This window comes from Chryseobacterium sp. PMSZPI (assembly GCF_002835665.1).
In the GTDB taxonomy this organism is placed as follows: domain Bacteria; phylum Bacteroidota; class Bacteroidia; order Flavobacteriales; family Weeksellaceae; genus Chryseobacterium.
In genome coordinates, this window is the sequence record NZ_PIZV01000038.1 from 1 (window position 1) to 12,447 (window position 12,447).

The 12,447-nt window shown below is 35.2% G+C and carries 12 protein-coding genes; 9 read left to right on the plus strand and 3 right to left on the minus strand.

Features of this window, described 5'->3' with window-relative positions:
* Window positions 1-142: 142 nt before the first annotated feature.
* The 3 genes from CW752_RS08085 to CW752_RS08095 are packed head-to-tail and all read right to left on the minus strand — an operon-like array spanning window position 143 to window position 2,525.
* Window positions 143-769 (minus strand): deoxyuridine 5'-triphosphate nucleotidohydrolase, encoded by a 627-nt coding sequence (locus tag CW752_RS08085; protein WP_101239237.1) that lies wholly within the window; start codon window positions 767-769, stop codon window positions 143-145.
* The gene (locus tag CW752_RS08090; protein WP_101239238.1) at window positions 769-1,524 is read right to left on the minus strand and encodes a glycosyltransferase family 2 protein; all 756 of its coding nucleotides are present in this window, start codon (window positions 1,522-1,524) and stop codon (window positions 769-771) included. The genes CW752_RS08085 and CW752_RS08090 overlap by 1 nt, the downstream gene beginning before the upstream one ends.
* A gap of 23 nt (window positions 1,525-1,547) precedes the next feature.
* Window positions 1,548-2,525 carry an acyltransferase family protein gene (locus CW752_RS08095; protein ID WP_101239239.1) on the minus strand — a complete coding sequence of 326 codons (978 nt, stop codon included), beginning with the start codon at window positions 2,523-2,525 and terminating at the stop codon, window positions 1,548-1,550.
* Window positions 2,526-2,721: 196 nt separating this feature from the next.
* On the opposite strand from CW752_RS08095, the gene CW752_RS08100 reads away from it, so the two are divergent.
* The 9 genes from CW752_RS08100 (at window position 2,722) to CW752_RS08140 (ending at window position 12,297) form a co-directional block, all read left to right on the plus strand.
* A complete protein-coding gene (locus tag CW752_RS08100; protein WP_101239240.1) occupies window positions 2,722-3,195 on the plus strand; it encodes a lipocalin family protein in 474 nt (157 codons plus the stop codon).
* A gap of 182 nt (window positions 3,196-3,377) precedes the next feature.
* Complete coding sequence (gene leuS / locus CW752_RS08105; protein WP_101239241.1) at window positions 3,378-6,191, plus strand: leucine--tRNA ligase; 2,814 nt, start codon at window positions 3,378-3,380, stop codon at window positions 6,189-6,191.
* A 240-nt stretch (window positions 6,192-6,431) separates the two neighbouring features.
* The gene (locus tag CW752_RS08110) at window positions 6,432-7,295 is read left to right on the plus strand and encodes a MotA/TolQ/ExbB proton channel family protein (RefSeq protein ID WP_101239242.1); all 864 of its coding nucleotides are present in this window, start codon (window positions 6,432-6,434) and stop codon (window positions 7,293-7,295) included.
* A 61-nt stretch (window positions 7,296-7,356) separates the two neighbouring features.
* Window positions 7,357-7,965, plus strand: a complete 609-nt coding sequence (locus tag CW752_RS08115; protein WP_101239243.1) for an ExbD/TolR family protein — start codon at window positions 7,357-7,359, stop codon at window positions 7,963-7,965.
* Window positions 7,966-7,976: 11 nt separating this feature from the next.
* A complete protein-coding gene (locus tag CW752_RS08120) occupies window positions 7,977-8,543 on the plus strand; it encodes an ExbD/TolR family protein (RefSeq protein ID WP_101239244.1) in 567 nt (188 codons plus the stop codon).
* Between the two features lie 27 nt (window positions 8,544-8,570).
* Entirely contained in the window at window positions 8,571-9,416 is an 846-nt protein-coding gene (locus CW752_RS08125) for an energy transducer TonB (RefSeq protein ID WP_101239245.1), read from the plus strand.
* A 76-nt stretch (window positions 9,417-9,492) separates the two neighbouring features.
* Window positions 9,493-9,690 (plus strand): DUF308 domain-containing protein, encoded by a 198-nt coding sequence (locus tag CW752_RS08130; protein ID WP_185117595.1) that lies wholly within the window; start codon window positions 9,493-9,495, stop codon window positions 9,688-9,690.
* Window positions 9,680-10,552, plus strand: coding sequence for a PstS family phosphate ABC transporter substrate-binding protein (locus CW752_RS08135; protein ID WP_101239246.1), 873 nt, complete (start codon window positions 9,680-9,682; stop codon window positions 10,550-10,552). The genes CW752_RS08130 and CW752_RS08135 overlap by 11 nt, the downstream gene beginning before the upstream one ends.
* Before the next feature lie 92 nt (window positions 10,553-10,644).
* On the plus strand, window positions 10,645-12,297 hold the full coding sequence (locus tag CW752_RS08140) for a tetratricopeptide repeat protein (RefSeq protein WP_101239247.1): 1,653 nt from the start codon (window positions 10,645-10,647) through the stop codon (window positions 12,295-12,297).
* The last annotated feature ends 150 nt before the right edge of the window (window positions 12,298-12,447 follow it).

Consider the following 12,447-nt stretch of genomic DNA (forward strand, 5'->3'; position numbering starts at 1 on the left):
ATTCTTTTTAATAAGTCTGATGTTAACTTTCATAATAAATTGATCTTATTTTAGTCAACTTATTTCAGGGACGTACATTACTTCCAGCCTCCTTCTTCCAGCTTCCAACCTTTTGTAATTAATTTCTTAATCTGAACTCAGGCTATCTTAAAAACCCCTGACTTTTTATTTCTTTTACCAATACATCTATATTTTCAGGGATATTTTCACATTCAAGCCAGTTGAAATCAAGACCATTATTGATACAAAGTTTTTGGAGATAATGATTTTCTAAAATTTTTATTTGGGCATCCCTCAAATATTCATCAATTTCCATCCAGTAATCTTCGTCCAGTTTTTTCGTTAAGATTAAAGCCTTGAATATTTTATTGATGATATAAATATACAATTTGTAAACATTGTCAAATCTTTGTCTACTAAGATCACTATTGTATTCCAGAATCTTATTAATCATAAGAAGGTTAAGCGAAATATCTCCAAACTTATCGGTGGTAATTTTCACATGTTCTGTAATCTCGGCACTGATTTTACGAATAACGCTGAGGAAATATTTAGCATTTCCGATATATTTGGACGCCAACAGGATCTTTTCCGTTACAATCTCTTCCATTGCATTTCTTTTGTCATCTGTTGTTTCCGGATCGATGAGTTCGAAATACAATTTTTTTGACAAAAGTTTATCCTTTTTTAGAAGCCTGAATATAAGCTTATCTTTTTCTGTGTTGGAAAAAGCACTCAATGCGGCTTTAAATTCTTTTGAATATTCCATTAATTAAAAATTTTAGAGTATTTCAAAAATCCGTTCATTGCCCAATTGGCTGTATAATACAAGGATTTCAGAGTAGAAAACCCCATGAAGTCTTTATAGACAAGATATTGATCTATAATGATGTTTTTTTTATTTCTGGAAACGCTGTTTTCACGCATTCTGTATTTGGCTAAGGTCTTATTTATGGGCATACCTTTAGGGATAACCTTTAAAAGATTGAGCCACATTACATGATCTTCACGCTTGCTCTTTATCGGGAACAAAAATTTTCCCACTCTTTTGGTGTCATACATCGTAGAAACCGGTGCCAATCGGCAGGTTTTTAAAAGATTTGAGAATGTAACAATCGTATCGGCCTGGAAATCTTTTAAAATGGGTTCAAGCTGCTCATTACATCTTGAATAATTGCAGTAAACAAGCTCTGCATCATGCTTCTGCATATAATCAGTCATGGTCTCAAGATATTCCGGATACCAATAATCATCAGAATCAAGAAAAGCAATATATCTTCCCTGAGCTCTCTCAAGGCTGTTGTTTCTTGCATTTCCTGCACCACCGTTTTTCTCCAGAACGTGCAGCTTTATTCTGGGATCATTGTGCTTTCTGATAATTTCAACAGTATTATCTTTGGAAAGATCATCTGTAATGAGCCATTCCCAGTTTTCATAGGTTTGATTTAGAACAGATTGTATCGTTTCTTCAATAAATTCTGCAGAATTATAGCAGGGAGTGATGATGGAGACAAGGTCTTTCATTTATGTTTTAAATATAGGTAAAATTATAAAAATCTTTTTTCATAAAGGTGCCAGGAGGAAATACCAACACCTATAACCACCAACATACAGATAATACTCATGATGTAAGGATTATAATCTTCAAAAAGCCCTAATGTCTGGAATACCCGAATGATGGGAAAATGAAATATGTAAATTCCATAGGTGAAATCTCCGTATTTCCCGAAGTTATTCAAAAACTTAAGGGAATAAGCAATATATAAAACTATAATACTAATCATAATAGGAGAGAATAGTTTTATTTTAAAAATAAGATCTATCCACACCGTGATGATGGCAATGATAAAAAGGCTATTCTTATGTTTGATAAACTTGTTGAAATTAAAATAGATCAGCATTCCGCCAATGAAATAGCATAATGAGCCGGGAAGCTGTTTAGACATTCCTATATTTCCTGCTTGTTCAAAATAGTTCAGAAATATCAGAGAAAGAAAATATAGTACAATAAGGCTTGTATTTCTATACTTGTTATTCTTTCCAAATAATAAAAACATAAAAGGGACAGCAATATAAAAACACATCTCTATTTTAAGAGTCCATAATGCTCCATTTACAGCCTGATTGCCAAATACACCGGGAAGCCAGGGTGCCTTGAAATTCAAAAAAAGCGAATTCCAGAATAGATATTTATAGACTTGTGTATTACTGAAATACTCGGTGAGGGATAGTTTACTGACAAGACTGAGCAGTATTCCACAAAGAAATACAACCAATAGATAAGCAGGAACAATCCGGTTGAATCTTTTTTTTGCATAGCTTTTTAAGCTTGATGACCTTTCGTAGCTTCTTGCAATTAAAAAACCACTGACAATAAAAAACGAAAAAACGGCGATTTCTACGGGACTATTTGTTAAAAAATAAAGTTGCTGAGATTGGCTTAATGCTCCCAGGTGTCCAACGAAGACAATGAAAGCGAGGAGAACACGTATGAAATCAAAATTGTTTTTCGTTATATCCTGCATTTGCTTTTTTTTACAAAAATAACTTTTTTAATAAAATAGCGGGTCTTTCCTGTGTTCAATATTTGTTAAATAGGGATAATATGCTTTGTAGGTATTTTAAAATATGTATAAATAATGCCTAATGAAATAATTTTTCATAAAAAAACGTTATTTAAATCAAAAAAATTATAATTTTAGCGCTTGAAAAAATTGATCTATGAAGAAATTAGCATTACTATTTGCAGGTTTATCATTATTTGTGGCTACAGGATGCTCCAGTAGTAATGATGACGTTATGGAAGCTCCACTGGTAGGGGTTTGGCAACCCACTAAAGAAGTGGTTACTACTGTGAAGACAGGAGCTGACCCGGTTTCTGATGCGATTACCTATACCGACTGTCAGAAGCAATCCAGATGGAAATTTAATTCTGATGGTTCAGGAAAAAGATCGGACGTAGGAGACAGTGCAACACCTGGGCAATGTAGCCCTCAACCGGATAAAAATTTCACGTATACTTATGATAAAAGCGGAAAGTCTGTACAAATGAAATTTCAAGGTATTGTAGAACCGGTTAATGCAAAGGTAGCTACCTTAAATGCTACAACCCTCAATCTTGCTGTAAGAGAAGAGACCCAAGATCCGACTGTATATAAAACAAGAACGTATACCTTTACGAGAATTCCTCAATAAATAGTACATTTCAAGATATAAAAACAAGTCTCATCTTCGGATGAGATTTTTTTGTTGAATGACAAATTGCAATTCATCATAAATTAAATTTCTATTTCTTTTAAAATCATTATTTTTGTGAATCTTGTTTACAAGAAAAACAACCCGAATATTTAAAGTCTAACATATAACATCTATATAAAGTGTTTTACGATCATCAGCAGATAGAAAAAAAGTGGCAGAAATACTGGGAGGAAAATCAAACTTATAAAACCTCCAATAACACTGATAAACCTAAATTTTATGTACTCGATATGTTTCCGTACCCATCCGGAGCAGGACTTCACGTAGGTCACCCGCTGGGATATATTGCATCGGATATCTATGCGAGATACAAAAGACACCAAGGGTTTAACGTTCTCCACCCTGTAGGATATGATAGCTTCGGGCTTCCTGCTGAGCAGTATGCAATCCAAACAGGACAGCATCCGGCAATTACAACGGAGCAAAATATCAACAGATACGAAGAGCAATTAAGAAAAATCGGATTCTCATTCGATTGGAGCAGAGAAGTAAGAACTTCTGATGCCTCTTATTATAAATGGACACAATGGATTTTCATCCAATTGTATCACTCTTGGTATAATAAAAATACAGATAAGGCAGAAGCTATTGATACCCTAATCAAACATTTTGAAGAAAAGGGAACAGAAGGATTATATGCCAATCAAAACGACGAATTAAATTTCACGGCAGAAGAATGGAAAGCCGCTTCCGAACTTGATAAAGAAGACATCTTATTAAACTATCGTCTTGCTTACAGAGCTGAGACCACTGTAAACTGGTGCCCGGCTTTAGGAACCGTATTGGCTAATGATGAGGTGAAAGATGGTAAATCTGAAAGAGGAGGGTTCCCTGTATTTCAGAAAAAAATGATGCAGTGGAGTATGAGAATCTCTGCCTATTCTGAAAGGTTATTGCAAGGACTTACCACATTAGACTGGCCACAACCTTTGAAAGATTCCCAGGAGTACTGGATCGGAAAGTCTCAGGGAGCACAAGTTCAGTTTCAGGTAGAAGGACACGAGGAGATTGTTGAAGTTTTCACGACAAGACCTGATACCATCTTCGGTGCTACATTTATGGTATTGGCTCCGGAAAATCCTTTAGTAGAAACCATTACTACAGCTGCTCAAAAAGTAGAAGTAGATACTTATATAGAAGAAACTTCCAAAAAAACAGAAAGAGACAGAATGTCTGACGTGAAAAATGTGAGTGGAGCTTTCACGGGAAGTTATGCAATCAATCCTTTCAGCAATGAAAAGATGCCAATCTATATTTCAGATTATGTATTGATGGGATATGGAACAGGAGCTGTAATGGCTGTTCCTGCTCATGATGAACGTGATCATAGATTTGCTAAGAAATTCAATTTAGAAATTAAAAAAGTAGTTGAAACAGAAGAAGACGTTCAAGAACAATCTTTTGATTCTAAAGATTCAGTATGTGTAAACTCAGATTTCTTAAACGGCTTACATTATAATGATGCCAAATCAAAAATAATAACGGAAATTGAAATGAAAGGAATCGGTCACGGAACTACAAACTACAGACAACGTGACGCAATTTTCTCAAGACAGCGTTATTGGGGAGAACCGGTTCCTATATATTATAAGGATGGAATGCCTTACACGTTACCAACTTCTGCCTTGCCGTTAGAACTTCCTGAAGTTGAAAAATACTTGCCAACAGAAGATGGAGATCCACCACTAGGAAATGCAAAAGTATTTGCTTGGGATGAGGTAAACCAGAAAGTAGTTTCCATAGATTTAATTGATGATAACACAATATTCCCGTTAGAATTGTCTACAATGCCTGGTTGGGCTGGAAGTTCATGGTATTTCTTGAGATATATGGATCCTCAGAACAACGGAGAATTCTGTGCAAAGAATACTTCAGATTATTGGGGACAGGTAGATTTATATATTGGAGGTAGCGAACATGCAACCGGACACTTATTATATTCCCGTTTCTGGAATATGTTCTTAAAAGACAGAGGTTGGATCAACCATGATGAGCCTTTCCAGAAATTGATCAACCAAGGGATGATTTTAGGAATGAGTGCATTTGTGTACAGAATCGACGGTACTAATACCTATGTATCTAAGAATTTGGCTAAAGAATATCAAACTCAACAAATCCATGTGGATGTATCCTTATTGAAAGGAACCTCTGATGAATTAGATACAGAAGCCTTTAAAGCTTGGAGACCCGATTATGCTGATGCAGAGTTTATTCTGGAAGATGGAAAATACATCACGGATCGTGAAGTAGAAAAAATGTCCAAGTCCAAATATAACGTAGTAAACCCGGATGATATCTGTGAAGAATACGGAGCAGATGGTTTAAGATTATATGAAATGTTCTTAGGACCCTTGGAGCAATCTAAGCCTTGGAATACACAAGGACTAAGTGGGGTATACGGTTTCCTTAAGAAATTCTGGAACCTTTATTTTAATGGTGATAACTTTGAAGTTTCTGATGAAGAACCTACAAAAGCAGAATATAAAGTTTTACATACCTTAATTAAAAAGGTGGTTTACGATATTGAAAACTTCTCATTCAATACATCGGTATCCTCCTTTATGATTGCAGTGAATGAGCTTCAAAAATTGAAATGCAATAAACGCAATATTTTAGAGCCTCTTGCCGTTATCATCTCTCCTTACGCTCCTCACATTTGTGAAGAACTTTGGAGCTTATTAGGACACAATACATCCATCGAATTTGAAAGATTTCCTGCGTTAAACGAAGAATATCTAATCGAAGATGAAATTGAATATCCGGTAAGCGTAAATGGTAAAATGAAGTTCAAAATTTCGCTTTCGGCGCAGTTTTCTGCTAAGGAGGTGGAAGATTTGGTGATTTCAAATGAGAAAATGCAACAGATTTTGGAAGGAAAAACCCCTAAAAAAATCATTGTAGTCCCTCACCGTATTGTGAATATCGTAATTTAAAAAAAAATTAACATTGGGAAATTAAAAAAAATGGGGGTCTTATTTTTTTGATTTTTTAACCCAAATGTTAAATTTGAAAAAAATAAATAAAATTTTTGCGAATAATTATAAGATCAAAATCGGATTAAATTTTCTTTATTAAAAAAAAGCAAAATGTTTAATTAAGACTCTTGCATTTTAATTAATTTTGCCTTTAATTTACACCCTGTAAAATTTTAAAACAATATAATTTAGTTAAATATGGAAATGAATGTTTCAAAAAATGATGAGCAAGTAGTTGCTAGAAAGGCAGGAGGTTTAAATCCAGCTGTTATTATTCCTATTCTATTTATTATAGGAGTATGTATTTATTTATTCGTTCTTGGTAGCCCAGGAAACTTCAAAGACGCAGACAAGCTAGGAAGCGGATCTGTAGCTTTTTCAAGTGTTGAAGGAAAAGACATTCACCCAGAATCGTTTTTAGGTATTATCTACAAAGGAGGAGTTATCGTACCAATCTTGATTACTTTCATGATTACTGTAATTGTTTTCTCTTTTGAAAGATATTTCGTTCTTGGTAAAGCTGCTGGAAAAGGAAACTTAGACAACTTCGTTGTACAAGTAAGAAGCTTACTAAACCAAAACAAAATTGACGAAGCTATCGAAGAGTGCGACAGACAACAAGGTTCTGTAGGTAACGTAGTAAAAGAAGGTCTTACTACTTACAAAGCTCTTGCTCACGATAACACTTTAAATAAAGAGCAGAAAATGGTAGCGCTTAACAAAGCTATCGAAGAAGCTACAACTCTTGAGATGCCAATGCTTGAGAAAAACATGATGATCCTTTCTACTTTAGGTACTGTTGCAACGTTAGTAGCACTACTTGGGACGGTAATCGGGATGATCAAGGCGTTCTTTGCATTAGGTTCAGGAGGTGGTACTCCGGATGCTGCTGCTCTATCTACAGGTATCTCTGAAGCCTTGATCAACACGGCATTAGGTATTGGTACTTCAGCTATCGCTATTATCCTTTATAACTTCTTTACATCTAAAATTGATGGATTAACTTACAAGATCGATGAGATCTCTATGAGTATCCAACAATCTTTCGCTGAATTCAACTAAGAATTAGCAAGAAATTTGCATTAGCAATCAAAAGAAGTTTAATTAAAAATATTTTATAATAATGGCGAGAGTCAAACCAAAAAGACATGGAGTAATTACGGACATGACTGCAATGTGTGACGTTGCGTTCCTACTCCTTACGTTCTTTATCTTGACCACTCAGTTTAAAAAACCTGACGTGGAGCAGATTAAACCGCCATCTTCAATTTCGGAAAAATTGCTTCCTGATGCTAGTTTAATGACTATCAATGCTACTCCGGACGGAAAATTCTATTTCCAACCAGTAGAAAATGCATCAGAAAGAATTGCACTTTTGGATAAAATGGGACAAAAGTATGGAATTACTTTTGACAACAATGAAAAAGCTGCATTCCAGAAAGTTCAGGCAATCGGTGTTCCTATGAACAAACTAAAAGGTTACCTGGATATGTCTGAAGATGAGCAGAAAAATTATAAGAGTCCTACAGGTGTTCCTATGGACAGTACAAATAAGCAATTAATTGATTGGGTAAAAGAAAGTTTGAGCGTTAACCCTGACTACAAGTTAGCTATTAAAGGTGACGTTACTACTCAGTACCCTAAAGTTAAAAGCCTGTTTGAAGGTTTAAGAGATATTGATTTTCTTAAATTTTGGTTGATTACATCACAAGAAGGTAAACCTAACGAATAATATCGATAGAAATGGCAGAAGTACAAGTACAAGAAAAAGGCGGCAAGGGCGGCAAGGTCCGTTCCAAGAAGCAAAGTACCAGAGTCGATATGACTCCGATGGTGGACTTGGGTTTTCTATTGATTACCTTCTTTATGTTCACAACTACATTCAGTAAACCGAATGTTATGGACTTAGGTCTTCCGGCTAAACCAAAGCCTGATGCTCCTAAACCTCCACCGACAGAAATTAAACTTTCTAACTCGATTTCTATATTATTAGGAAAAAATAATAGAGTATTTTGGCACCAGCAGGATGCTACTTCCTTGAATGACCAAACTCTTATGGAAACTACTCTTGATAGAGAAGGAATTAGAAAAGTAATTCAGCAGGCAAAATCTAGAGCTGCAGATCCAACCAAATTTACGGTGATCATTAAGCCAACTGACGATGCTGTATATAAGAACTTTGTTGATATTCTTGACGAAATGGCAATTACCAAAAGTGAGCAATACGGTGTTACCGATGTGAAGCCTTGGGAAAAAGCTGTATACGACAAGAAAATAGGTGGTGCTGCTGCACCGGCTGCTACAAAGTAATTTAACCATAAAATTGTTATATCTACTATGGCAGATGAAAATGTATACAATCAGAATCTTACCTTAGACGAGATTGTATTTGAAAATAGAAACAAGGAATATGGTGCCTATGATCTTAGACATCAGTATCCGAGACTTTTAACAAAGTCGTTTATTATCGGAACAGCTCTATTCCTTTTGGCAGCTTTGTCTCCGTTCATCTATCTTACGATTAAAAATCTTACAGCTCCGCCTAAGCAAGAAGTAAAGGCAGATCTTGTAGATATTATCGAAGATGAACCGATTATCGATCAGCCTAAAGAAGAAGAACCACCTCCACCACCTCCACCTCCAAAAGAGGAACCAAAAATTGAGGTGATCCAGAACGTGGTTCCAGAGCCTGTAAAAGCTCCGAAAATTGAAACTCCACCACCACCGATTTCTAAGCAGTTGGAAACTACAACTGGTTTGAATAATCAGGAGGGAGTTAAAGCTCCGGCTTATACACCACCGCCGCCACCACCATCTACTGGTACTAAGGCAACAACAGTGGAAGTGAAGCCAAGCAACAACCCTAATGAAATCTATAAAGATGTTGACCAGTCTGCAGAATATCCTGGAGGTATGGGAGCATTAAGAAAATTCTTAGGAGACAACTTCGATACCTCTCTAATGGAAGGTGGTGAAGGTACATTGAAAGCTAAGCTTAAGTTCGTTGTAGAAAAAGACGGATCTGTTTCTGCAGTTACTATTGAAGAGAAATCTCCAAATAATGACTTCAACAATGAAGCAATTCGTGTAGTTAAGAAACTTAAAAAGTGGACTCCTGCTAAGAGAAACGGAGAAAGCGTTAGATCTTACTATAGCGTACCATTTACGATGAACTTTGAATAAGACTTATTTATTCAAATTATAAATAAAAAGAGAAGCATATGCTTCTCTTTTTTATTTTTTTTGGTATTTTTGTTACATGATGTTCAATTGGTTATCCCTGGTTACGGGATTGTTTTATATCGTTTTAGGAATTGTAGTAATTGTCTTTAAATTCTTCTTTACCGTTCTGGAACCTGCTGTTGCCTACGCATTAGGAGCAGTATTGGTTATTTATGGAGTATTTAGAATTTATAGAGCGATTTCAAGAATCAAAAAATCGAGAAATGAAGAATAGTTTTAAGATTGCAGTCGCTTTTGCATTAAGCATAGTATTCATTGGCTGCAAAAAGGAGGAAAAATCTCCATCTTATAATAAAGGTGATCTTACAATTTTTACTGACGAATCCTTTCAAAGTGTTACAGAAGCTTTGGCGGACGGGTATATGATTAATTATCCGGAAACGCGTATTAAGGTAGCTACCCAAAAAGAAGATTTAGGTTTTTTGGATCTTCTTAACGGAAAAGCGAAGGTAATTGTAATGTCCAGGAACCTTAATCCGGAGGAAATAAAAACATACGAAAACAGGACTGATTTAAAATTTCTCCCCGCTAAATTTGCTGCGGATGCAGTAGTATTTGTCGTTCCTAAAGATTCTCCTAAAGAAAGCATTACGATGGAGGAAATTAATAGCGGACTTTTGTCTGATAAAAAAGACTTTATTTTCGACGGAACCAATTCAAGTAATCTGAATTTTGTTGCCGAAAAACTGAAAAAACAGCCAAAAGACCTTAAGTTTTCCATTATCCCGGGGAATCAAAAGATTATTGAAGAACTTGGAAAATATCCCGATAAAATTGGAGTAATTGGTCTTAATACCTTTAGCCGTCCTTATGATAAAACTTCTGAAAAACTAAGAGACATGGTTAAAATTCTTCCTGTGGTAGAAAAAGGGAAACAATATACAGCCGATTTTGAAGGACTTCGTACCATGGAGTATCCATTCACCAGAGTGCTTTATTTTTTAGTCAATGAAGGTAACTTTAATATTGCTAATGGATTTATAAGATTTTCATGTACTCATTTAGGCCAGAAAATTGTTCAGAAAGAAGGTTTGCAACCCTATAACCTGTACAAAAGAGAGGTGCAAATGCGTTAAAAAATAGTAAAGAAATAACTTCCCCCTCCAAAAAAGACCATTTTGGTCTAAAAATTGTGGAGAATATAACTCAATTATTTAGAAAATATAAAATGAAAGATATAATGATTATGAATGTAAAGAAGATCGCTTTTGGAGCAGCCGTGGTATTTTTTGCCGGTTTTGCCACTGCACAAACATTGCAGGATGGTATTAACAGTATAGACAGTGATAAATTTGCACAGGCAAAGACTAATTTCACGGATATGATCGCTAAGCAGCCGACTGCTGAAAATTACTTCTATTTAGGAAATACTTTCCTAAAACAAGGAGAACCTGATTATGCTCAAGCTGTTGATAACTTTAACAAAGGATTAGCTGCTGACAGCAAAAGCTATGTAAACAAAATTGGATTAGCTGCTGTAAAGCTAGGTAAAGGTGATAACAGTGCTATTGCTGAAATTCAAAAAGTAGTATCTGATTCTAAAGAAAAAGATCCTGAAGTTTTATTCAGAGCAGCTGAAGCTTTAACTTTATTTGAAAAAAACAGTTCTCCGGACCTTGCTATCCAGTTTTTGAACAAAGCTGTTGAAAAAGCAGAGAAAAAAGGAGTTCCTGCATATTATTACTATACATTAGGAGATGCTTACAGATTGAAGAGAATGCCGGGAGAGGCAATGTCTGCATATGATAAAGCATTACCATTAGCTAAAAATAAAGCGTCTGTTTATACAAGAATGGCGACTTTATGGATGGCTGCACAACAATGGCAACAAGCTAAACAAAATATTGATAAAGCTATAGGCGTTGATGCTACTTATGCTCCTGCATATAAAGCTATGGCATCTTACGATATCAGATATCAACAAAACGCTAAAGCGACACAAGATCTTATTAACTATACAAAATATGCTGACGAAGATCCGTATACTCAGTTAGAAATTGCAAAATTGTATTTTACTAACGAAGATTATGCAAACTCTAAATCAGTATTAGACAAAATTTTTGATAAAATTGAAGATCCTATCAAGTTCAAATTAAGAGCTTATCAGGCATTTGCAGATAAAAATTATACAGAAGCAAAGCAAAATATGGATACTTTCGTTTCTAAAGCTGAAAAAACAAGAGTACAGCCGGCTGACCAAGGTCTACAAGGGCTTATTGCAGCAGGATTAGCGAAAGACGAAAAAGATGCTGCTAAGAAATCTGCTTTAATGACAGAGTCTCAACAAAAAATTGCTATTGCTAAAGCTGCAAAAGATGAGACGATGAAATGGGATCTGGAATTAGCAAACATCGCAGGTGGTGGTGGAGCTTCTCAAGCTGAAGCAGACAAAGGACCTACAAATCCTACGATTGAAGCATTGAAAAAACAAGTTGCAGCTAACGCTCAAGACTCTGATGCTTTATTTAAATTAGCTACAGCTTACCAGGATGCTAAAAACTGGAATGGAGCTATCCTTACATGGCAAAAAATGTCTGCTCTTCTTCCGGATTGGGCACCGGCTTATTACAGCCAAGGGTATTCTTATCAGCAGGCTGGAAATAATGACGCAGCAAAAATTGCTTATGAAAAATTCATTAGTACTGTAAAACCAGCTGACCAGGAAGCTAACAAGCAAACACTTGCTTATGCATATTTTGCAGTTGCTTATATGAGCAAAGATTCTGATATTGCAAAAGCAAAAGAATACGTTGCAAAATCTTTACAATTAGATCCTACTTATCAGGATGCTGTAAAGCTTAATGCAGCAATCAATAAATAATTTAAAATTTAAATTATAGATATTAAAACTTCCCATTCGTAATGTTTGGGAAGTTTTTATTTTAAACCTATCTTTGAGTCTATGTAATTGCACTAAGGAATTTCTCAAAAAATAATAATGATGATAGCAATTGCATGATCTTATAAAAAT

Coding starts and splice junctions, on each gene's coding strand:
- CW752_RS08085 (WP_101239237.1), bottom strand. CDS start 769: ATGGAATATTCAAAAGAATTTAAAGCCGCATTGAGTGCTTTTTCCAAC.
- CW752_RS08090 (WP_101239238.1), bottom strand. CDS start 1,524: ATGAAAGACCTTGTCTCCATCATCACTCCCTGCTATAATTCTGCAGAA.
- CW752_RS08095 (WP_101239239.1), bottom strand. CDS start 2,525: ATGCAGGATATAACGAAAAACAATTTTGATTTCATACGTGTTCTCCTC.
- CW752_RS08100 (WP_101239240.1), top strand. CDS start 2,722: ATGAAGAAATTAGCATTACTATTTGCAGGTTTATCATTATTTGTGGCT.
- CW752_RS08110 (WP_101239242.1), top strand. CDS start 6,432: ATGGAAATGAATGTTTCAAAAAATGATGAGCAAGTAGTTGCTAGAAAG.
- CW752_RS08115 (WP_101239243.1), top strand. CDS start 7,357: ATGGCGAGAGTCAAACCAAAAAGACATGGAGTAATTACGGACATGACT.
- CW752_RS08120 (WP_101239244.1), top strand. CDS start 7,977: ATGGCAGAAGTACAAGTACAAGAAAAAGGCGGCAAGGGCGGCAAGGTC.
- CW752_RS08125 (WP_101239245.1), top strand. CDS start 8,571: ATGGCAGATGAAAATGTATACAATCAGAATCTTACCTTAGACGAGATT.
- CW752_RS08130 (WP_185117595.1), top strand. CDS start 9,493: ATGATGTTCAATTGGTTATCCCTGGTTACGGGATTGTTTTATATCGTT.
- CW752_RS08135 (WP_101239246.1), top strand. CDS start 9,680: ATGAAGAATAGTTTTAAGATTGCAGTCGCTTTTGCATTAAGCATAGTA.
- CW752_RS08140 (WP_101239247.1), top strand. CDS start 10,645: ATGAAAGATATAATGATTATGAATGTAAAGAAGATCGCTTTTGGAGCA.